Origin of the sequence: Cryobacterium sp. Hb1, assembly GCF_004403585.1 — a bacterium.
GTDB lineage: Bacteria > Actinomycetota > Actinomycetes > Actinomycetales > Microbacteriaceae > Cryobacterium > Cryobacterium lyxosi.
Genome location: NZ_SOHI01000028.1, coordinates 335,542 through 355,724 on the forward strand (window position 1 = coordinate 335,542; position 20,183 = coordinate 355,724).

The window sequence follows — 20,183 nt, forward strand, 5'->3', positions numbered from 1 at the left end:
GAAATGTGTGTCGGTGGGTGCCCGTAGTCTGAAGATCCGACGAGAGGTGAAACATGGCAGTCGTGCAGCTGGGCCAGTACGCGCCCGCTGAGCAGATTTTGGTGCACGTGAGTGACACCCATTTTCTAGCGGATGGCGCGGCGCTCTACGGTGCGGTCGATACCGACCACACCGTGCACCGCGCCCTCGAGCAGCTGCACCGCTCAGGGATCCGGCCCGATGCCCTCATTCTCACCGGCGATGTGGCCGATCGGGGCGAAGCGGATGCCTATCGCCGCATTCGCGGCATCGTGGAGGCCGCCGCAGCCCAGTGGGATGCCGCCATAATCTGGGTGATGGGCAACCATGACCAGCGCAAATCGTTTCGTTCCGAACTCCTCGGCGAGGCACCCGACGATCAACAGAGCGTCGACCAGAACCCTGTCGACCAGCTGCACGACCTCGACGGCCTGCGAATCATTGCGCTCGACACGAGTGTTCCCGGCTATCACCACGGTGAGGTGGCCGATGCCCAGCTGGAGTGGCTGCGCCAGGTTCTGAGCACGCCCGCGCGGCGCGGGTCGATCCTGGCACTGCACCACCCACCGATTCCCACACCGCTGCCGCTGATGAGCGTGCTCGAGCTGCAGGACCAGCCGCGATTGGCTGCCGTTCTGGCCGGCAGCGATGTGCGGGCAATTCTCGCCGGGCACCTGCACTATTCCACCCAGGGCGTATTCGCCGGCATCCCCGTGTCGGTGGCGGCGGCTACCTGTTACACAATGGATTTGAGCGCCCCCGACCGTGAAATGACCGGGATGAACGGCGGTCAGACACTGAACCTTGTGCACGTCTATGACGACCAGATCACGCATTCGCAGCTGCCGATCGGCGATTACGCCGCTGTCACGCAGTTTTCCGCCGACTATGTCAGTGAACTGGCTGCCCTCTCACCCGAAGACCGCCGGCACGCCTTTTCGCGGCAGTCATGACGGCGGCGCGACACCATGAGCAAGAACAACTGAACCCATGCATCTGAGCGACGACATCGACGAGTTTCTGCGTTACCTCAGCGCCGAGCGTGGCTATTCAGCACACACGGTGCGTGCCTATCGCACCGACCTGAACCAACTGGCCGGCTTTGCCGGCGACCGGGGGGTGACGGCATCCGCTGAGTTGAGCCTCGAACTCCTGCGGGAATGGCTCTGGGTCGCAACCCAGGCCCGCCTGGCCCGGGCCACGCTGGCTCGCCGGTCGGCGTCGGCGCGCAGCTTCACTGCCTGGCTCGCGCGCAGTGACGATTTCGTTACGGACCCGGCGGCCCGCCTGCGCTCGCCGAAACCGGGGCGAACGTTGCCACGCGTTATCGCCCAGACCCAGATGAGCGAACTGCTCGAACTGCTGGCGGCCCGCGCAGCCGGGGGAGAGGCACTCGCGCTGCGTGACCTCGCCATCGTCGAGCTGCTCTACGCCTCGGCGCTGCGAGTCTCCGAGCTCGTCGGCCTTGATCTCGCCGACGTAGACCTGGAACGGTTGACCGTGCGGGTCACCGGTAAGGGGGCGAAGGAACGCGTGGTTCCGTTCGGCGTTCCGGCCAAGCGCGCCGTCGTCGACTACCTGCGTCAGGGGCGGAACCTAGGCGCCGTTGTCCCGGCAGACGCCGTGAAAACCGGGCCAGCGCCAGCAGCTCGATCGAACCTCGCAGCGCCCGACCTCGCAGCGCCCGACCTCGTAGCGCCCGACCTCGTAGCGCCCGACCTCGCAGCGCCAGTCACCAACGCGTCGAACGACACCACGGCGCTGTTCCTCGGCCGCCGGGGCCGGCGCCTTGGCGTGCGCGGCGTCTACCGCCTCGTAGCCGCGTTGCTCGCCGCGGTCCCCGGCACAGGTCCGGCCGGACCGCACGCCCTGCGCCACACCGCGGCCACCCATTTGCTCGACGGGGGAGCCGACCTGCGCGCCGTGCAGGAACTTCTCGGGCATGTCAGTCTCGGTACCACCCAGATCTATACCCATGTGTCGGCGGAACGCCTGAAAACCAGCTACGGGCTCGCCCACCCCCGCGCTTGACCCGGTCGAGAAAGATCGCGTTTCGTGCAGGGTTCACGGCCTCATCACGGCAATGCCGGTAACAAAATCGCGCGCGGCACGGTCCCGAGAAAGAGTAGGGGCGATATGTAAAGCCCGTGCAGTCGCACGCCCAAATGCACACAGCCGACAGGGCAATGACCGCCGCTGGCCACTGCGCCGATCACCTGTCCGGCGCGCACCCGGTCTCCCGCCGCGACAGTGGCGATCACGGGCTCGACCGTCGAGATCAGATCACCCGGCTGCGTGATCGACAGCACAGGCCGGTCAACGACACGACCCGCAAACGACACCACCCCGTCATGCGGCGCAAACACCGCGTCATTCGTCTGCGCAGCCAGGTCGATGCCGCGATGACCGCCCGAATATAAAGACTCCGGCGCTTCGAACGCCCGGGTCACTCGGTGCGGCGCCGCGACCGGCCACACCCAGGCAGCTGCCTCCGTCGGCGCTGTACCCACCGTCCGCTCCAACGCGGCACCCGATCCAGCGACCACGAGCACGAGCACGATGATGAGAGCGGATGCAGCCAGTGCGCGTAGGTTCTGCATGCCCCTATCCTGCCGCTCGGCGTCGAACTCGCCAGGGCACCGGGCACATCCGTGTCGGTATCCGACGTTATCGTTCCTGTGCAGGAGTCGGTCGCAGTAGTACGCCCGGCGGTGATACGCTGTTCCCAGCAGCGCTTTGTGCGCTGACTACGCGTGCCCATTTGGCCGCCATGTCCAATCGGTCCCGTCTCACGAGAACATTCGCGAGCAGGGCGGACGTGTGCCGGGCACCAGGAGTGATGATCGTCCGATCATCGCACAAACCGATGGTGCGGCTTTTTGAACCCGCACCAGAACAGGAGTCGGCACATGGCCGTCGTAACCATCCGCCAGCTGCTTGACAGCGGCGTGCACTTCGGGCACCAGACCCGCCGTTGGAACCCGAAGATGAAGCGCTTCATCTTCACCGAGCGTTCCGGCATCTACATCATCGACCTGCAGCAGTCGCTCGGGTTCGTTGATAAGGCCTATGACTTCGTCAAGGAGACGGTTGCCCACGGCGGCACCATCCTCTTCGTCGGTACCAAGAAGCAGGCTCAGGAATCCATCTCCGAGCAGGCGCAGCGCGTAGGCCAGCCCTATGTCAACCAGCGCTGGCTCGGTGGCCTCCTCACCAACTTCCAGACCGTTTCCAAGCGCCTGGCTCGCATGAAAGAACTCGAAGAGCTCGACTTCGAAGACACCGCCAAGAGCGGTTTCACGAAGAAGGAAATGCTCATCAAGAAGCGCGAGCTCGTCAAGCTGCACAAGAGCCTCGGCGGAATCCGCAACCTCACGAAGACCCCGTCTGCACTGTGGGTTGTTGACACCAACAAGGAGCACCTCGCCATTGATGAGGCGCGCAAGCTCGGCATCCCTGTCATCGCTATCCTCGACACCAACTGCGACCCCGATGACGTGCAGTACCCGATCCCGGGCAACGACGACGCTATTCGCTCCGTTGGCCTGCTGACCCGCATCATCGCGGACGCTGCAGCCGAGGGCCTCATCCAGCGCCACGCCAAGCCGGAGGCCGAAGTTGAGCCCCTCGCCGCGTGGGAAGCTGAACTGCTCCAGGCGTCCGACGCCGACACCACCCCCGCGCAGGCTTCTGCCGAGACCGAGAAGGTCGCCGACGCAACCGTCGTCGCCGACGAGGCCGTCGTTGCAGAGCCCACCATCGCTGACGCTGTCGCTGACAGCGACGTTGCGGCCGTACTGGCTGCCGCCGCCGACGAAACCAAGTAGGGAACCCGGTATGGCAAACTTCACACTAGAAAACGTCAAGGCTCTTCGCGAGAACCTCGGCACCGGAATGGTCGACACCAAGAACGCCCTCGTTGAAGCCGACGGCGACATGGACAAAGCCATCGAGATCCTGCGTCTCAAGGGTGCTAAGGGTAACGCCAAGCGCGCTGACCGTTCCACCTCTGAGGGACTCGTTGCTGCCAAGGAAATCGGCACGACCGCGTACATGATCGAACTTGCCTGCGAAACCGACTTCGTTGCCAAGGGCGACAAGTTCGTCGTTCTGGCCGACAAGGTTCTTGATGCGATCGCCGCCGCCGGCGCGACCACGGTCGAGGCCGGACTGGCCGCTACGGCCGGCACGCAGACCGTTGCCGAGCTCATTGACGGCGAAGCGGCAATCATCGGCGAGAAGTTCGAACTTCGCCGCGTTGCCGCCGTCACCGGCGAGTCGTTCTCGATCTATCTGCACAAGACCAGCAAAGACCTGCCCCCGCAGGTCGGCGTTGTTCTCGGCTTCTCCGGTGCCGACGTGGAGACCGCTCGCAGCGTCGCCCAGCACATTTCGTTCGCCAACCCCGAGTACCTCGCGGCGAGCGATGTTCCTGCTGACCTGGTGGAGACCGAGCGCAAGATCGTCACCGAGATCTCGAAAAACGAAGGCAAGCCGGAAGCGGCACTGCCCAAGATCGTTGAGGGACGCGTCAAGGCATATCTCAAGCAGGTCGCACTGCTCGAGCAGGACTATGCCAAGGACAACAAGTTGTCCGTCGCCAAGGTTCTTGACGATGCAAAACTGACCGTGTCGGGCTTCGCCCGGTTCAAGGTCGGCGCCTAACAAAAAATAACGGAGGTCGGATTGCGAAAGCAATCCGGCCTCCGTTTTGTGTGCCCCGTGTGGGGTACGCGCCCGCACTTGGTAGTTTGATTGCACCCCCTCTCGGAAAGGCCCCGCACGACATGACTGACACGGCCAGCACACCCATGACCCAGACCAGCCCGCTGCATCCCACCACGGTCGTAAAGAAGCGACGGGTGCTCCTCAAACTGTCCGGTGAGGCCTTCGGCGGCGGCGCCGTGGGGGTAAACCCTGATGTGGTCAGCTCGCTGGCCAGGGAGATCGCTGAGGCCGCCCAGCAGGTCGAAGTGGCCATCGTCGTCGGCGGCGGAAACTTCTTTCGTGGCGCCGAACTCTCCCAGCGCGGCATGGACCGCGGACGCGCCGACTACATGGGAATGCTCGGTACCGTCATGAACGCCCTCGCCCTTCAGGACTTTCTCGAGCAGGCCGGGGCGGAAACCCGCGTGCAGTCCGCCATCTCAATGACTCAGGTCGCCGAGCAGTACATTCCACGGCGCGCCGAACGGCACCTGGAAAAAGGTCGCGTCGTTATCTTCGGTGCCGGAGCCGGACTGCCGTACTTCTCAACCGATACCGTAGCCGCGCAGCGCGCCCTCGAAATTGACGCCGACGTTGTGCTCTTGGCCAAGAACGGCGTGGACGGCGTCTATTCCGACGACCCCCGTACGAATCCCGACGCCCAGAAGATCCACCACATCACCTATCAAGAAGCGCTCCAGCGGGGCCTCAAAGTGGTCGACTCCACCGCGTTCAGCCTGTGCATGGACAACCACATGCCCATGCAGGTCTTCGGCATGGCACCAGAAGGCAACGTCACCGCGGCCATTCTGGGCGCCGATCTGGGCACTCGCGTCTCCAACTAGAATTATTCCACCACCAATAAAGGAGTCACCGTGATCGCGGATGTTCTTTCCGATGCCACTGCGCGCATGAACCGGGCCCTCGAGGCCGCCAAAGACGACTTCGGCACTGTGCGTACCGGGCGCGCCAACCCGCAAATGTTCGCGAAAATTCTGGTGAGTTACTACGGCACTCTGACACCGCTGGAACAACTCGCGTCGCTGCAAAACCAGGAAGCGCGCACGATGCTGATCGGTCCCTACGACAAAGCGGCGCTGCGCGACATTGAGATCGCCATCCGCGACACTCCGAATCTGGGCGCCAACGTCGGCAACGACGGAACCACCATTCGAGCTACGCTGCCCGAACTCACCACGGAACGCCGCAAGGAATTCGTGAAGATCGTCAAGGCCAAGGCAGAGGACGCCCGCATTTCAGTGCGCAACATTCGCCGCAAGGCCAAAGACGAGCTCGATGCGCTCAAGAGCGAGGTCGGCGACGACGAGGTCGCTCGCGCCGAGAAAGAGCTCGAGTTGATGACCAAGAGCCACGTGGACGGCATTGACGACGCCTTCAAGCGCAAGGAAGCCGAACTTCTCGAGATCTAGGAAGCGTTCAGATGACCGAGAAACCGGAGAACGGCCAGCCGCACAGACGCGGTAACGGTGTCAGTCGCGCCGAGTTCCGAGCGCAGGTGAAAACGACGCGAGCTGATTTCGAACGTCAGGTGCAAACGACCAAGGCCGATTTTGAACGTCAGGTGCAGGCCACGCGGGCGCAACTCGATGCGACCAACGAACGTATCGCAGCGCGCACCGGGCGCAACCTCATTCTGGCCATCCTGATTGGACTTGTGCTCGGCGGCTCAATGTTGGTCAGTCTCATCATCATCAAACAGCTCTTCATGATCTTCGCGGTCGTCATTGTCGGCTTCTGCGCGTTCGAACTGGCACAGGCCCTGCGGCGTGCCGGACGCAACGTGCCGCGCATCCCCGTGATCATCTCTGCGGTCGCCATCGTTCCGGCTGCATTCTACGGTGGGGCAACCGGCCAATGGTTCGTCATGCTCGGCGGCATCGTATTAATCGGGTTGTGGCGCCTGGCCTTACTCGTGATGGCGTCGCACCGCGCCACTGCCCGTTCCATCCTCGGCGACGTGGGCGGTGGCGTCCTGATTCAGGTCTACGTCGTCTTTCTCGCGAGTTTTGCAGTGCTGCTTGTCGCCCAGGACCACGGACAGTGGTGGACGCTCGCCTTCCTGATTTTGGTCATTTCCGCCGACACCGGTGCGTACGTCAGCGGCCTGAACTTCGGCAAGCATCCGATGGCGCCCTCGATCAGCCCGAAGAAAACGTGGGAGGGCTTTGTTGGCGCCGGATTGATCTGCATGATCGCTGGTGTGCTGCTCTCGATCTTCATGCTCGACCAGCCGTGGTGGTTCGGATTGGTCTTCGGAGCGGTCATCCTGCTGACTGCGACCTTTGGTGACCTGGCCGAATCGCTGATCAAACGCGACCTCGGCATCAAGGACATGAGTTCGTGGCTCCCCGGCCACGGCGGCTTTCTGGACCGGCTTGACTCGATTCTGCCATCGGCCGCTGCCGCCTACGCCCTCTATCTGGTCTTTGCGTGAGCGCGACCGATTTTTCCCCCGCGAACCTGGTACGAGACAATGAGGGTATGAGCACCATATTTTCGCGAGTGGACAAGAAGTCTCTCGGCTACAACGTCACCCAGGTCGATGCGTTTCTGGCTGCGGCGCGGCGCGCATACGACCAGCCTGACCTGCACGACGACGAACTCGATGCTGATACCGGTGCTCTGGAATCCGTTGACGAGATCGCCGCCGGTACCGAGAGCGCGACTACCCTGCCGGCGACCACCCTGCCGGCGACCACGGACGACGAGCCGGGCGCCGCCAATGGAGCCGAGGCCCTGCACCCGCTTATCGTGAAACAACCTGAGGCAGACGAGACCGGCACCGGTATCAGGTTGACGGCCGAGGGGATCCGCCACACGGCCTTCGCAATGCACAAAGGCGGATACTCACCCGACCAGGTCGATGCGGCACTGGAACGACTTGAAGACGCTTTCGCCGCTCGAGAACGCGATCAGGCGACCCGGGCCGGGGGAGAACAGGCGTGGATGGCAGAAGCCGAGGCCGCCGTCGAGGTGATCGTCGGCCGGCTCAGCCGCCCCCCCGGTGCCCGGTTCACGCGCACGAGCGTTTTGGCGGTCGGCTACAAGCGAGTGGACGTCGACCGTCTGGCCAACAAATTGGTGAAGTATTTTCGCGACGGTCGTGAGCTCACGGTCGCGGAGGTGCGAACGGCCGTTTTTCGCCCCGAACGGGGAGGATACCGGGAAGCGCAGGTGGATCTGGTGTTGGACAGCGTGGTGGACGTCATGCTCGCGGTGCGCTGATTTGGTCACCGTTACTTGGATGTCATCAAATTTGTCCGCTAGGGTCGTTTAGTAATGGGCAGGCATCTGAAAGCAATCGACACCGTTCCGGCTGCGGCCAAGCCGATCAATCGTCGAACGCGGCCCCGGGTCAAGCCGACGCACTTTCTGTTCGGGTTCACAGCAGCCTGTGCGTTCGTGCTTGTCACCGTGGTTGATCCCTACTCGGGCGCTACGGCCTCGCCATACTTTCAGATAGCTGGCAGTACGACCGATAACGGGCCCGCCCAAGCTGTTCTCGTTGCCGGCAGCTACACCAATACCATCACGCGTGACGGCTATGCCGTCACCGAAAAGCCCAAACCGGTGCCCATCGTGGTGGCGGTTGAAAAAAAGACCCAGAGCTTCACCGCTCCGCCGGCTGCCGTACCCGATCCGGGCTCGGCGAAGGCGTATGCCTACGACGCCGTTGCCGGTCGCGGCTGGGGCGAAGACCAATACAACTGTCTGGTCTCGCTCTGGCAGAAAGAGTCGGGTTGGCGCGTCAACGCCCAGAACGGGTCGAGCGGCGCCTACGGAATCCCACAATCACTCCCCGGCTCCAAGATGGCGTCGGCTGGCGACGACTGGGCCACGAACGCTGGAACCCAAATTGAGTGGGGTCTCGGGTATATCACGGCCCGCTACGGCACTCCGTGTGGCGCCTGGGGTAAGTCCCAGGCTTCAGGCTGGTACTAGGCGCAAACTGGTGCGCCGGGCCCGCTGGTGTTCGGCACCGAGCCCGCACTTTAGACTGGGATCATGGCGCGTAGCAATCGACCCCGAGGCCGCAAGGCCCAACGGTCGGGCGACGACGACGCAGACGTTGGCCTGACTCATCTGCTCGCGGGATGGCGTCGCAGCGAAGTCCGGCGTGACGGCCTGTGGCACGTTCAGCCGGTTCCCGCCAAACAGGCGGTCAAGGCCTACCTGTGTCCCGGATGCACCCAGAGCATCGCCCCCGGTACCGCTCACATCGTCACGTGGCGCGGTGACGGGGTGCTCGGTGACGTTGCCGACCTCGCCAACCGGCGGCACTGGCACACCCATTGTTGGAAGATCAAGTGACCAACGGCCCCGAGAGCCCAGAAGGAGCAGCGACCGTGCCGGTTGACATTCGTGGCGGCATTGAACTGCCGGCCACCATCGAACGCGTCGAGCTGCACACGAGCGACGGTCTGACCCTGGTGGGCGAACTGGCCTCCCCGGTCGGCAGGGCACCGGTGGCCACGCTCGTCACCCTGCATCCGCTGCCCACCGCCGGCGGTTTCATGGACTCGCATATTCTTCGCAAGGCGGCGAACCGGCTGCCCGCCCTGGCAGACCTAGCCGTGCTGCGGTTCAACACCCGCGGTACATCATCACCGCGCGGTACAAGTGATGGAAATTTCGGTCACGGACTGACCGAACGAGCCGATGTCGCCGCGGCGATGGCCTTCGTCGCTAAACGCCACCTGCCCAACCCGTGGCTGGTCGGCTGGTCATTCGGCACTGAACTCGCCCTGAAATACGGCCTGGAGCACCCCATTTGCGGCGCCATCCTGCTGTCACCCCCGCTGCACCGCACGACCAGCGAAGAGTTGGCGGCGTGGGCCGGGAACGAACGTGAATTGGTAGCTGTGATTCCCGAATTCGACGACTACCTCAGGCCGGATGCCGCCCGCTCGCGGTTTGCCACTGTACCCGGCCTGCGTTTGGTCGCCGTTGAAGGCGGCAAACACTTGTGGGTTGGCGAGACCCTGACCCGCCGTGTTCTCAGCGAGATCGTCGCCACAGTCAACCCGGGCGCCCTGCCCCTCCCGACGGAGTGGACCACCGGGCTACCCGACGCGTCGTGAGCGCGCTGTCGACAAAAGCCTCAGAGTTCGTTCTGGCGGGGGATGACGACCTGTTTGACGATCATAATGACGGACGCCGCGACCGGAATGGCGATCAGGGCGCCGAGAATACCGAGCAGACTGCCTCCGGCCAGGGCAGCGATCACGACGACAGCACCCGGCACGGAGACGGCCCGACTCATGATGTTCGGACTGAGGATGTATGCCTCGACCTGCATATAGATGAGGTAGTAGATCGCCGCGGCCAGAGCCGTCTGGGGTGAACTGCCGATTTCAGGAATCAGGCAGGTCAGCACGATGATGATCGAGCCGGAGATAGTACCGACCAGCGGGATCAAGGACAGCAGGAAGGCGATGAAGGCGAGGAGCGCCGGAAATGGCGCTCCGATGATCGACAAAAAGATGAAGCTCAGCACACCGTTCACGGATGCTAACGCGGCCTGGCCCACGATGTACCGACCGACGGCCGTAGTGATCTGCTCGCTCAGGTCGGTGAAGCGTGCTCGCTTGGATGCGGGAACCAGCTGGTAGGTGGCTCGCTTCATGGCGTTCAATGAGGCCGTGAAATACAGCGTGAGGATCAAGATGATCAGCGCACCAAACAATCCGCTCACAAACGCCAGACCGGACTGGACGATCGTCGTGGTGATATTCGATAGATTACCGCCCAGAAAATCAGTGATCGTCTTGGTGATTCTCGACACGTCCAGCCCGGGGAACTGTCGTTGGAGATCGGCCAGGAAGGTCGACGAGTTCACGCCCCGCACCAATTCGGGAAAGATTCTGGAAAGTTTGGACACCTGGTCGACGATGATCGGCACGATTGCGAATACGACGCCGGTCAGAACACCGAGCACCGCTGCGACCACGGTCAGAATCGCAGCCCAGCGGGGGAACTTCTTCTTCTCCAGCCAGGAGACGGCCGGGTCGAGGCCGAGCGCGATGAACAGCGCCGCCCCGACGTAGATGATGATCGTCTGCAGGGTGATCACCGAGGTGATGATCAGTAAGCCCAGCCCAACGCCCAACGTTCCGACGAGTCCAAACCGGAAGGCATTTTGTATTTTCACGTGTCGACTCCAGGGATGGGGAATTACTCGGCTGCGACCCGTTCTGCCTGCGTCAAAACGCTGCGCAGACTTTCAAAGTACCCGGCCACGGCGTCGCGCTCAATTCTAATCTGGGACAGCCGATCTTCGGCGTCCGCCACGAGGGTGCGTGAGCGTGTTGTGGCGTCGGTCACGAGAGTGGTCGCAGCGGCGTGCGCGTCCCTGAGAATGCCCGCGGCGTTCTCTTCGGCGAGTTCCTTGTTCGCCTTGGCTTCCTCGCGGGCGCCGGCATCGAGTTGCTCGTTGAGGGTGCGCAGCTCGGCCGTGCGCTCACTCGTCTCGGTAAGCTGCCTGGCGGCATCCGCCTGAAACTTCTGAGTCTGCGCCACGGCCTCCTGATGCCGGGCGAGGTGCTCCTGCTCGGCCTCGTCACGGCGGGCTTTCAGCTCGACATCGAAGTCGGCTCGTGCCTGATCGATCTCCCGGGCCAGGCGGCTCGCCTCGTGCTCGCCCTTCTTGCGCGTGGCGGTGAGCTGGTTCTCCAAATCGATGCGGGCCTGCTCGGCTTCGGCCTCGGCGTCGATTCCGGCTTGCTGGTTCTCCCGAGCCAGGTCGGCGGCGGCCTGTTCAACCTCGGCGGCAAGGGCTGCGCGGCCTTGCTCGATCTCACGGGCCAAACCGGCGCGTTTGCGATCGAGCTCTCGAGCGAGATCGGTCTGGGCCTGCTCGCGTTCGACCTCTGTCACCGCGTGTGCCTGTTCGATCTCGCGGGCCAGATCGATTCGCCCTTGCTCGACCTCGGCGGCGAGCAGGGTGCGGGCCTGATCTGCCTCGTGTGCACCGTCCAGCCGCGCCTGCTCGGAATCCTTGGCCAGATCGACCCGGGCCTGCTCCGTCTCGGCGGTCAGGTCGACGCGGGCCTGTTCGGTTTCGCGTTGCAGGTCAGCACGCTGCTGGTCGAGTTCCAAGGCCACTTCGGCGCGGGTGAGTTCGGTTTCGTGGGTAAGGCCGGCCGCGATCTCACGAGCCTCGGTAGCTTCCCGCTGGGCCACTACGCGCACTTCTGCTGCTTCCCGATCGGCTTCAGAGCGGATGGCCGAAACCTCACGCTTGACCGTTGCACGCGCTTCGGCGGCCTCGGTGGCGACAGCGCCCCGAATCAGGGAGGCATCGCGAACGGCATCCTGGACCACCTGTGCCTGATCGTCCTGGGCGCGGGCGCGCACGTCATCAGCTTCAACCCGCACGTCATCGAGAACCCGACGTGCCTTCACTGCGGCATCGGACAGGGTGCGTTCGGCTTGCTCGAGAGCATTGTGGCGGAGCAGCTGAACCTCGTCGGTCGTCGCGGCGCGCAGCTTTTCGGCGTCGATATCGGCCTGGGCGATGACTCGGGTGGACTGCTCCTCGGCGACGCGAAGGGTATTCTCCAGTTTGGTTCCGAGGCCGGAAAAGGTGGGGCTGCCCACCTCTTCGATTTCAGCGTTGAGATCGTCAATGCGCGCCGCCAACCGTTTGACTTCGCGGCCGGCCTCGGCGTTTTGAGTGTTGGCCTGAATCAGTTCGCGACGTAGAGACTGGATGGCCTTGGCGACCTCATCCTTGTCGTAGCCGCGAAATACCTGGGTGAAATCAGCTTCGTCGTCAGACACTTTTTACTCCTTACAAATGGGGCCCCGGCCCAAGATGGATCATGCATGACGGGGAACACCCCCAATTTTAGTGTGCTGGCGCCGCCGCGAGTACCCGCCCATTCGACGGTGGGGCGCCGGCGCTATTAGGCACCTTTCAGGAGAAGGCAGTATCGTAGAAGGTCTGTGTCTGAGCGTTTTCAGGCGCAGGAGTCAGCCAAAGTGACTGAATAATACCAACCAGCACACAAGCTGAAGGGTGATCCGTGCGTTTTGTTCTTGCCATCGTGGCCTTCGTGCTTGCTGCCGTGATGATCGTTCTCGGCATCGCACAGCGAACAATCTTTCTTGAGCCCGCTTTCACTTCCCTCGCTTCTTCTGTCACGGGCGACACGAAGTACACCGTGATAGATCCGAGCGCGCTGGCAGCGTCGACGGGCAGCCAGACCATCAACGTGCGCGGAGATGGCGCTATCTTCCTCGCGTACGGCCGTTCGGAAGACGTCGCCGCGTGGATTGCGGACGACGCGTACGCCACTGTCGGCCTCAGCGAGAAAACAGGCGAACTCACCTCCACCGTCACCGACGCCGTCACCGCCGACAATGCCGAGGGCACGTCGGGTGACGCCGCCACAGCGGATGTCGCCGCCGCGATCGTGAATCCAGCCGGGTCGGACTTGTGGCTCGAGGAGTACACCGGCACGAAGTCCGTGACAACCACGCTGACCCTGCCGGAGGGTATCTCTGTGCTCGTCGCGTCGGACGGGATCGCACCGGCACCGTCCAGCATCCGTTTGTCGTGGGCGTCCGATAATTCCACCCCGTGGGCCGGCCCGCTACTCGCTGGTGGTGCCGTGCTGCTGTTGGCCGGACTGGTGTTGTACGTCCTGGCCCTGCTGCACCTGCGGCGCTCTCGCAGGCCGCGTCGCAATGTGCCCCGCGGTCCCCGAATGCCGCGTTTGCCGCGCGCACCGCGTCCGAAGGCGATCAAAGCCAGTCAGATCACGACTTCGCGGCGGGGAATCGCCCGCCGGGTGGCCATCCTTCCCATGATCGTGGTCTCCGGCCTGGCGCTGAGTGGCTGTTCGGCCGATCTGTGGCCTGATTTCAGCACGACCAGCACGGCCACTGCGACGCCAACGCCGACGCCTCAGCCCACCGATTCTGTCGAAGCCGCCGCCGAGCTGCCGCCGCCCGCCGTCACTGTCTCCCAGTTGGAAACGATCATGAGCGAGATTTCTCTGCTCAGCGCGGACGCCGATACGAACCTGAATACAGAGACTATTGCGACGCGATTCACCGGCCCGGCCCTGGAACAACGACTGGCCAACTACAAGATCCGGGCCGTCGATCCGGCAGTAGCCCCGCTTGTTGCCCTGGCGGGTGCACCGCTCACGTTCACGCTGCCGCAGCAGACGAACTCCTGGCCTCGTGTCGTCATGACCGTAATCCAGGACAAAAACAATCCCAGCATCCCGACCATAGCGGTCATCCTCAAGCAGGAATCGCCCCGCACAAATTATCATGTGCAGTATCTGTTCGCGCTGGAGCAGTCGGCGCACGTTCCGAAGGTGGCGCCCGCCATCGTCGGCGCTCCCGCCATCGCCCCCGACAACAAGTTGTTGTTGCTGCCGCCGAACGAATTGGCCGCCGCCTATGCCGATATCCTGCTGCAGGGCGAGGCGAGCCCCTCATTCGGCCTGTTCGAGAGCGAGGGGGATAATTTTCGCGTGCAGGTCGCTGACCTGAACGCGGCCAAGGTCGCTGCCCTGCCGTCGACCGCTTCGATCGACTTCGCGGCTTCTGCGGGCACCGACGAGGCCGTAGCCCTCGCGACCAACGACTCTGGCAGCATCGTGGCGGTAAGTATGACGGAGACTGAAACGGTCAAACCGGTCGATGCCGGGGCCACGGTGGGCCCGGCCGCCGATGCCCTCGCCACGAAGGCACTGTCGGGCATCACCACTACGGCCAAGGGCTTTCAAAACACCTACCGCGACCAACTGCTGTTCTACGTACCTACGGCTGGTTCTAGCGACAAAATCGTGCTTCTGGGCTTTGCCCAGGGCCTCATCACATCGGCGGAGCTTCCATGACGAATATGCCCCCTTTCGGATCGAACCTGCGCGGAGCGGTCGACCTCTCCTCGCTCGTGAACCGTGCCCCGGCGGGAACGACCCCGGCGGCCGACGCTGGCGCATCCATCGCCGGCGGCGCTGCGGCACCCTCCGGTACCGTCACCCTTCCGAGCCTTGTTCTCGAGGGTACCGACGCCAATTTTGGCGAACTGCTCGACTTGTCTTCCCGCGTTCCCGTGGTCGTCGGGCTGTGGGCATCCCGGAGCGAACCCTCGACACAGCTCATGGTCGTGTTGGAGAAGATCGTTCTGGGCTTTGCCGGCAAGTTCGTACTGGCCCGCGTCGATATCGACTCGAATCCGCAGCTCGCACAGGCATTCCAGGCCCAGTCCGTGCCTACGGTCGCCGCCGTGATCACCGGTCAGCCGGTACAGCTTTTCAACGGTGCACTCGGTGAGGAGCAGATCACCGAGGTGCTCGGTCGCGTTCTGGAGCTCGCGGCGCAGCAGGGTGTGACAGGCACTGCCCAGGCCCAGGCCTCAGATGCAGACGCGGACGCCGAACCGGTTGCCGCCACCCCGGAGCCTCTGCCGCCGCACCACCTGGAGGCGTACACGGCCATCGAGGCCGGCGACTACGCCACCGCCCAGAGTGAGTACCGCACCGCACTGGCACAGAACCCGAACGACACGATGGCCGTTGCCGGTCTGGCGCAGGTGAGTCTTCTCGCCCGGCTGCAGGGTAAGACCATCGATCAGATTCGCAATGGCGCGGCATCGACCCCCGACGATCTCGACGCGCAATTGCTCGTGGCCGACCTCGACTTATCCGGAGGTCACATCGAGGACGCCTTCGATCGCCTGCTGGGACTCTTTCCGGCACAGCCCGCAGCCGGCCGCAACACGATCCGCGAGCGCCTTCTCGAGCTGTTCGAGGTCGTCGGTCAAGACGACCCACGGGTTCCCCCCACCCGTTCGCGTCTGACCGCCCTCCTGTACTGATTTCCCGAGTGCGCCGAGTGCGCCCAGTGCGCCGAGTGTGCCGAGTGGCCGGCTGACTCAGTCGTACGGGCCGGGCGCGCTCGAGCGGAATGCGCCTAACGGCGAAGGCGTAACCATAAGCCAGCGAGGGGAGGCAGGGTCAGGGTTGCCGATGCCGGGCGACCGGCCCACGGCTCGTTGTAAGCCTCGACGGCGCCCTGGTTTCCCACGCCGGACCCACCGAAGTCGCCGGCATCCGTGTTGAGAATCTCTTCCCACTGCCCGGCGAATGGCAGGCCGACTCGGTAGTCGGTATGCGGATGCCCGGCAAAGTTGAAGAAGCAGGCGACTGGAACGCCGTGGTTGTCCCAACGCAGAAACGACACGACGTTCTGGCCCGCGGCCCCGCCGTCGAGCAGCTCGAAGCCGCCCGGGTCGTTGTCTCGGCTCCACAGGCTGGCATTATCGCGGTAGACCCGGTTGAGCTGGGCAACGAGGTTGAACAGGCCGCGGTGCGCCGGCTGGTCGAGCATCCACCAGTCCAGTCCGCGCTCCTCGCTCCACTCCGAGCGCTGACCGAACTCGCTTCCCATGAACAAAAGTTGCTTGCCCGGGTGCGCCCACATGAAAGCAAGGTAGGCGCGCACGTTGGCGAGCTGCTGCCAGGAATCACCGGGCATCTTCGAGACCAGGGCGCCCTTGCCGTGCACGACCTCGTCGTGGCTGATCGGCAGCAGAAAATTCTCGCTGAAGGCGTAGATGAACGAGAACGTGATGTCATTGTGGTGGTACGAGCGGTACATCGGGTCGACCTGCATATACTCGAGCGAGTCGTGCATCCAGCCCATGTTCCACTTGAAGCCGAAGCCGAGCCCGCCGCCGCTGGTCTGCGCGGTCACCCCGCCCCAGTTCGTGGATTCTTCGGCGATCATGATCGTGCCCGGGTTGCGCTTGTACGCCGTGGCAGTGATCTCCTGCAGCAGGCTGATCGCCTCGAGGTTCTCGTTGCCACCGTACTTATTCGGCTCCCACTGCCCGGCCTCGCGCGAATAGTCGAGGTAGAGCATCGAGGCGACGGCGTCGACACGCAGCGCATCGATGTGGAATTCCTCGAGCCAGTACAGCGCATTGGCGACGAGAAAGTTGCGTACCTGCATCTGGCCGAAATCGAAGATGTAGGTGCCCCAGTCCAGCTGCTCCCCGCGGCGCGGGTCCGGGTGTTCGTAGAGGGCCTGGCCGTCGAAGCGGGCCAGGGCGAAATCGTCCTTGGGAAAGTGGCCGGGTACCCAGTCCATGATCACACCGATGCCGGCCTGGTGTAGCCGGTCGATCAGGTAGCGCAGGTCGTCGGGGGAACCGAACCGGCTGGTCGGTGCATAGTAGCCGCTCACCTGATAGCCCCAGGAACCGCCAAACGGGTGCTCAGCCAGCGGCATGAATTCCACGTGCGTGAAACTGAGTTCCAGCAGGTACCCGACCAGCTCATCGGCTAACTCGCGGTACCCGAGGCCAGGGCGCCAGGAGCCGACGTGCATCTCGTACACACTCATAGCCTGGTTGTGGGGATCGTTGGCCGTGCGATTAGCGAGCCAGGCGTCATCCGACCACTCGTAGTGCGATTCGGTGACGATTGACGCGGTCTGCGGCGGTACCTCGGCGAGCCGGGCCATCGGGTCGGCCTTCTCGACCCAGTCGCCGGTCTGCGCGAGGAGCTGGAACTTGTAGTTGGCGCCGAGCGCGAGGCCCGGAATGAACAGCTCCCAGACGCCGGTGCTGCCCATATTGCGCATGGCGTGGGTGACGCCGTTCCAGCCGTTGAAGTCGCCGATCACCCGGGCGGCACGGGCGTGCGGTGCCCACACCGCGAAGGAGGTACCGGTGGATGACGCCGTGACCCCCTGGTGCTGGCGGTGGTGGGCCCCGAGCACGTCCCAGAGTCGTTCGTGGCGACCCTCACCGATGAGGTGCAGGTCGAGTTCGCCGAGCGTCGGGATGAACCGGTACGGGTCATCACAAATCCAGGGCGGGGCGTTCTCGTAGCGGGCCTCGACCTCGTAGTCGCTGAGCCCGACGATGCCCTCGCCCTGCCAGATGCCGTGCGCGAGGTGGGTCAGCTCGACGTGCGATCCGTTAGCGAGAATGGCGAACACCTCGGTCGCGAGGGGACGTAGTGCCCGCATGATGACGACCGGGTCTGACACACCGTCTTTCACGCCGAGGTGTTGGCCCAGAACTTCGTGCGGGTTGTAATAGCGGCCGGCAGCGACGGCCTCGAGCACGTGGTCGGGCACCGGTTCGATCGGGGCCGCATGCTTCTGGATCTTCTTGGGCCCGGATTTGGGGGACTGTGCCTTCTTGCCGTCGATGTTCTTTCCCTGACCCTTCGTGCTCGTCGTGTCGTGTTTCTTATGCTTTGCGTTTTTGTCCTTGCCGCCACTCATGCGAGTGCCCGGGCTGGATCGTGTGGCGTGACGTGCAGAATATGTACCGGTTCGGTGAAAGCGTCCAGACGCACGAAGTTATCGGACGACCAGGTCCAGGTGACGCCGGAGACGAGGTCGTGCACGTCGAAGGTGTCGCCGCGGGCAATACCGAACCGGGTCACGTCGAGGTGCACCACCGTTTGGCGCACCGAGTGCGGGTCGACGTTGGCGACGATGATGAGGGCATCCGCTTGACCCGTTCCGGTGAAGGCAGCGCCCAGGAATTTGCTGTAGACGAGGATCGAGTCATCGTCGCTCGAGTGGATGTCGAGGTTGCGCAGCTGGCCCAGCGCGGGATGCTCGGAGCGGATGCGGTTGAGCAGCGTGATGTACGGCGCGAGGGATTTTCCGAGCTCCTCGGCCGTGTTCCAGTCGCGCGGCCGGTACTCGTACTTCTCGTTGTCGATGCTCTCTTCCGCGCCCGGCCGAGCGACGTTTTCGAACAGGTCGAAACCGGCATAGACCCCCCAGCTCGGTGCGGCCGTGGCCGCGAGCGCCGCCCGAATCTTGAACGCCGCCGGGCCGCCGAATTGCAGGTACTCGGTGAGGATATCGGGGGTGTTCACGAACAGGTTCGGACGCAGAAAGTCGGGGGTGTCGGTGGCGAGGCCGTCGAAGAACTCCTCGAGCTCGCTCTTCGTGTTGCGCCAGGTGAAATAGGTGTACGACTGCTGAAAGCCGACCTTGCCGAGGGCCTGCATGAGGGCTGGACGGGTGAATGCCTCGGCCAGAAACACCACGTCGGGGTCAGTGGCATTGACCTCGGCGATAAGCCACTCCCAGAAGTCGAGCGGCTTGGTGTGCGGGTTGTCCACGCGAAAGATGCGCACGCCGAGGCTGATCCAGTGGCGCAGCAGTCGCAGCGCCTCGGCGCGGATGCCGGCGGGATCGTTGTCGAAATTGATCGGGTAGATGTCCTGGTATTTTTTCGGCGGGTTCTCGGCGAAGGCAATGGTGTTGTTGGGCAGGGTCGTGAACCACTCCGGGTGCTCTGTTACCCAGGGATGATCGGGGGAGGCCTGCAAGGCGAAGTCGAGAGCGAGTTCGATGCCGAGGGAGGCGGCCTTCTTCAGAAAAAAGCTGAAGTCGGCGACGGTTCCGAGGTCCGGGTGGATGGCGTCGTGGCCGCCGTCAGACGAGCCGATGGCCCAGGGCGACCCCGGGTCGCCGGGGGAAACGGTGAGCGAATTGTTCGGGCCCTTGCGGAAGGCCTGCCCGATGGGGTGGATCGGGGGCAGGTAGAGCACGTCGAAGCCCATGGCGGCCACGGCGGGCAGGCGTTTGGCTGCGGTGCGAAAGGTTCCGCTCTTCCAGCTGCCGTCGGCGCGGCGAACGGCGCCCTCAGAGCGTGGGAAGAATTCGTACCAGGAACCGACACCGGCTCTTTCGCGTTCGACGATGATCGTGCGTTCGGCCGAGAAGGAGACCAGGCCAGCGAGGGGGCGAGCAGCGATGGCCTGCCGCAGCGCGGCATCCGCTACCGCGAGAAAACGCTCAGTGGCCGATTTGCCGGTGTCGGCGAGCGATGTGGCAGCGGCCTGGAACAAACGACGGGCGGCGATTGGGCGGCCCGTGTCGCGGCCGGCCTGTGCCAGGAGAACCCCGCCGATGGTGAACATGAGCTCGACGTCGATGCCCGCCGGTATCTTGATCGCCGCGTTGTGTTCCCAGGTCGCGAAGTCGTCGGCGTACGCGCGCACCCGATATTGCCAGTGACCCGGGACGCCGAGCTGCGCCTCGATGCTGTAGCGGTCGGTACCGTCGGCCTGCAGCACCATTGGATGCCGCGTCGTGCTGCCGTCCGGCGCCGTGAGTTGCAGGTCGACACCGATGAGGTCGTGTCCCTCGCGAAAAGCGGTCGCGCCAAACGGCACGACTTCACCGACGAAGGCACGGACCGGCCAGCGATTGTCGTCCAGCTGAGGGGACAGGTCAAGAACCGGGATGCGACCCATGGAAGCGGTGAAACCGCTCTCCGCCGCGGCATCCGCGGACACGGTCGTGCGAGCAGTGCTCGATATTGCCGGCTGGATCGTCTTTTTCGCTGCTGTCTTGGCCACACCATGACCGTAGCGTGAACAGCGGCTGTGGCGCTCCCCTCCCGTCGGGCGTGCTCGTGCGCGTCGATCGAGGTG

At 63.9% G+C, this 20,183-nt stretch carries 18 protein-coding genes; 13 read left to right on the forward strand and 5 right to left on the reverse strand.

The annotated features are described in order from the left end of the window. The first annotated feature begins 53 nt into the window (after positions 1–53). Entirely contained in the window at positions 54–971 is a 918-nt protein-coding gene (locus E3T38_RS12650) for a phosphodiesterase (RefSeq protein WP_134548489.1), read from the forward strand. A 37-nt stretch (positions 972–1,008) separates the two neighbouring features. Then, a complete protein-coding gene (locus E3T38_RS12655) occupies positions 1,009–2,049 on the forward strand; it encodes a tyrosine-type recombinase/integrase (RefSeq protein ID WP_134548490.1) in 1,041 nt (346 codons plus the stop codon). Between the two features lie 44 nt (positions 2,050–2,093). On the opposite strand, the gene E3T38_RS12660 is transcribed toward E3T38_RS12655, so the two are convergent. After that, complete coding sequence (locus tag E3T38_RS12660) at positions 2,094–2,618, reverse strand: M23 family metallopeptidase (protein WP_134548491.1); 525 nt, start codon at positions 2,616–2,618, stop codon at positions 2,094–2,096. Between the two features lie 309 nt (positions 2,619–2,927). Here E3T38_RS12660 and rpsB point away from each other — a divergent pair, with 309 nt between their 5' ends. From rpsB to E3T38_RS12705, 9 genes are all read left to right on the forward strand, one after another. After that, complete coding sequence (rpsB, locus tag E3T38_RS12665; protein ID WP_134548492.1) at positions 2,928–3,845, forward strand: 30S ribosomal protein S2; 918 nt, start codon at positions 2,928–2,930, stop codon at positions 3,843–3,845. A gap of 10 nt (positions 3,846–3,855) precedes the next feature. After that, positions 3,856–4,683 carry a translation elongation factor Ts gene (tsf, locus tag E3T38_RS12670; protein ID WP_134442789.1) on the forward strand — a complete coding sequence of 276 codons (828 nt, stop codon included), beginning with the start codon at positions 3,856–3,858 and terminating at the stop codon, positions 4,681–4,683. 146 nt (positions 4,684–4,829) lie between these two features. Continuing rightward, the gene (pyrH, locus tag E3T38_RS12675) at positions 4,830–5,570 is read left to right on the forward strand and encodes a UMP kinase (protein WP_134548565.1); all 741 of its coding nucleotides are present in this window, start codon (positions 4,830–4,832) and stop codon (positions 5,568–5,570) included. Between the two features lie 30 nt (positions 5,571–5,600). Beyond that, positions 5,601–6,155 carry a ribosome recycling factor gene (gene frr / locus E3T38_RS12680; RefSeq protein ID WP_104126888.1) on the forward strand — a complete coding sequence of 185 codons (555 nt, stop codon included), beginning with the start codon at positions 5,601–5,603 and terminating at the stop codon, positions 6,153–6,155. 11 nt (positions 6,156–6,166) lie between these two features. After that, positions 6,167–7,180 (forward strand): phosphatidate cytidylyltransferase, encoded by a 1,014-nt coding sequence (locus tag E3T38_RS12685; RefSeq protein ID WP_134548493.1) that lies wholly within the window; start codon positions 6,167–6,169, stop codon positions 7,178–7,180. Positions 7,181–7,227: 47 nt separating this feature from the next. Further along, positions 7,228–7,971 (forward strand): DivIVA domain-containing protein, encoded by a 744-nt coding sequence (locus tag E3T38_RS12690; RefSeq protein ID WP_134548494.1) that lies wholly within the window; start codon positions 7,228–7,230, stop codon positions 7,969–7,971. 54 nt (positions 7,972–8,025) lie between these two features. Continuing rightward, positions 8,026–8,688, forward strand: coding sequence for a lytic transglycosylase domain-containing protein (locus E3T38_RS17185; protein WP_241984454.1), 663 nt, complete (start codon positions 8,026–8,028; stop codon positions 8,686–8,688). Positions 8,689–8,751: 63 nt separating this feature from the next. Continuing rightward, complete coding sequence (locus tag E3T38_RS12700; protein WP_134548495.1) at positions 8,752–9,057, forward strand: hypothetical protein; 306 nt, start codon at positions 8,752–8,754, stop codon at positions 9,055–9,057. Further along, a complete protein-coding gene (locus E3T38_RS12705; RefSeq protein WP_370449031.1) occupies positions 9,054–9,827 on the forward strand; it encodes an alpha/beta hydrolase in 774 nt (257 codons plus the stop codon). Before E3T38_RS12700 ends, E3T38_RS12705 begins: the two co-directional genes overlap by 4 nt. A gap of 20 nt (positions 9,828–9,847) precedes the next feature. Here the strand turns inward: E3T38_RS12705 and E3T38_RS12710 are convergent, their stop codons facing one another. Together E3T38_RS12710 and E3T38_RS12715 are read right to left on the reverse strand one after the other, a co-directional pair. Continuing rightward, entirely contained in the window at positions 9,848–10,897 is a 1,050-nt protein-coding gene (locus tag E3T38_RS12710) for an AI-2E family transporter (protein ID WP_134548496.1), read from the reverse strand. Positions 10,898–10,920: 23 nt separating this feature from the next. Beyond that, positions 10,921–12,528, reverse strand: coding sequence for a hypothetical protein (locus E3T38_RS12715; protein WP_134548497.1), 1,608 nt, complete (start codon positions 12,526–12,528; stop codon positions 10,921–10,923). A 245-nt stretch (positions 12,529–12,773) separates the two neighbouring features. Here E3T38_RS12715 and E3T38_RS12720 point away from each other — a divergent pair, with 245 nt between their 5' ends. Together E3T38_RS12720 and E3T38_RS12725 are read left to right on the forward strand one after the other, a co-directional pair. Then, entirely contained in the window at positions 12,774–14,603 is a 1,830-nt protein-coding gene (locus E3T38_RS12720; protein ID WP_134548498.1) for a hypothetical protein, read from the forward strand. Continuing rightward, the gene (locus E3T38_RS12725) at positions 14,600–15,586 is read left to right on the forward strand and encodes a tetratricopeptide repeat protein (protein ID WP_134548499.1); all 987 of its coding nucleotides are present in this window, start codon (positions 14,600–14,602) and stop codon (positions 15,584–15,586) included. The genes E3T38_RS12720 and E3T38_RS12725 overlap by 4 nt, the downstream gene beginning before the upstream one ends. A 95-nt stretch (positions 15,587–15,681) precedes the next feature. Here the strand turns inward: E3T38_RS12725 and glgB are convergent, their stop codons facing one another. Both glgB and E3T38_RS12735 read right to left on the reverse strand, forming a co-directional pair. Next, positions 15,682–18,006, reverse strand: coding sequence for a 1,4-alpha-glucan branching protein GlgB (glgB, locus tag E3T38_RS12730; RefSeq protein ID WP_134548500.1), 2,325 nt, complete (start codon positions 18,004–18,006; stop codon positions 15,682–15,684). Then, the gene (locus tag E3T38_RS12735) at positions 18,003–20,003 is read right to left on the reverse strand and encodes an alpha-1,4-glucan--maltose-1-phosphate maltosyltransferase (RefSeq protein ID WP_134548567.1); all 2,001 of its coding nucleotides are present in this window, start codon (positions 20,001–20,003) and stop codon (positions 18,003–18,005) included. The genes glgB and E3T38_RS12735 overlap by 4 nt, the downstream gene beginning before the upstream one ends. Between the last annotated feature and the right edge of the window lie 180 nt (positions 20,004–20,183).

Coding starts and splice junctions, on each gene's coding strand:
- E3T38_RS12650 (WP_134548489.1), top strand. CDS start 54: ATGGCAGTCGTGCAGCTGGGCCAGTACGCGCCCGCTGAGCAGATTTTG.
- E3T38_RS12655 (WP_134548490.1), top strand. CDS start 1,009: ATGCATCTGAGCGACGACATCGACGAGTTTCTGCGTTACCTCAGCGCC.
- E3T38_RS12660 (WP_134548491.1), bottom strand. CDS start 2,618: ATGCAGAACCTACGCGCACTGGCTGCATCCGCTCTCATCATCGTGCTC.
- rpsB (WP_134548492.1), top strand. CDS start 2,928: ATGGCCGTCGTAACCATCCGCCAGCTGCTTGACAGCGGCGTGCACTTC.
- tsf (WP_134442789.1), top strand. CDS start 3,856: ATGGCAAACTTCACACTAGAAAACGTCAAGGCTCTTCGCGAGAACCTC.
- pyrH (WP_134548565.1), top strand. CDS start 4,830: ATGACCCAGACCAGCCCGCTGCATCCCACCACGGTCGTAAAGAAGCGA.
- E3T38_RS12685 (WP_134548493.1), top strand. CDS start 6,167: ATGACCGAGAAACCGGAGAACGGCCAGCCGCACAGACGCGGTAACGGT.
- E3T38_RS12690 (WP_134548494.1), top strand. CDS start 7,228: ATGAGCACCATATTTTCGCGAGTGGACAAGAAGTCTCTCGGCTACAAC.
- E3T38_RS17185 (WP_241984454.1), top strand. CDS start 8,026: ATGGGCAGGCATCTGAAAGCAATCGACACCGTTCCGGCTGCGGCCAAG.
- E3T38_RS12700 (WP_134548495.1), top strand. CDS start 8,752: ATGGCGCGTAGCAATCGACCCCGAGGCCGCAAGGCCCAACGGTCGGGC.
- E3T38_RS12725 (WP_134548499.1), top strand. CDS start 14,600: ATGACGAATATGCCCCCTTTCGGATCGAACCTGCGCGGAGCGGTCGAC.
- glgB (WP_134548500.1), bottom strand. CDS start 18,006: ATGAGTGGCGGCAAGGACAAAAACGCAAAGCATAAGAAACACGACACG.
- E3T38_RS12735 (WP_134548567.1), bottom strand. CDS start 20,003: ATGGGTCGCATCCCGGTTCTTGACCTGTCCCCTCAGCTGGACGACAAT.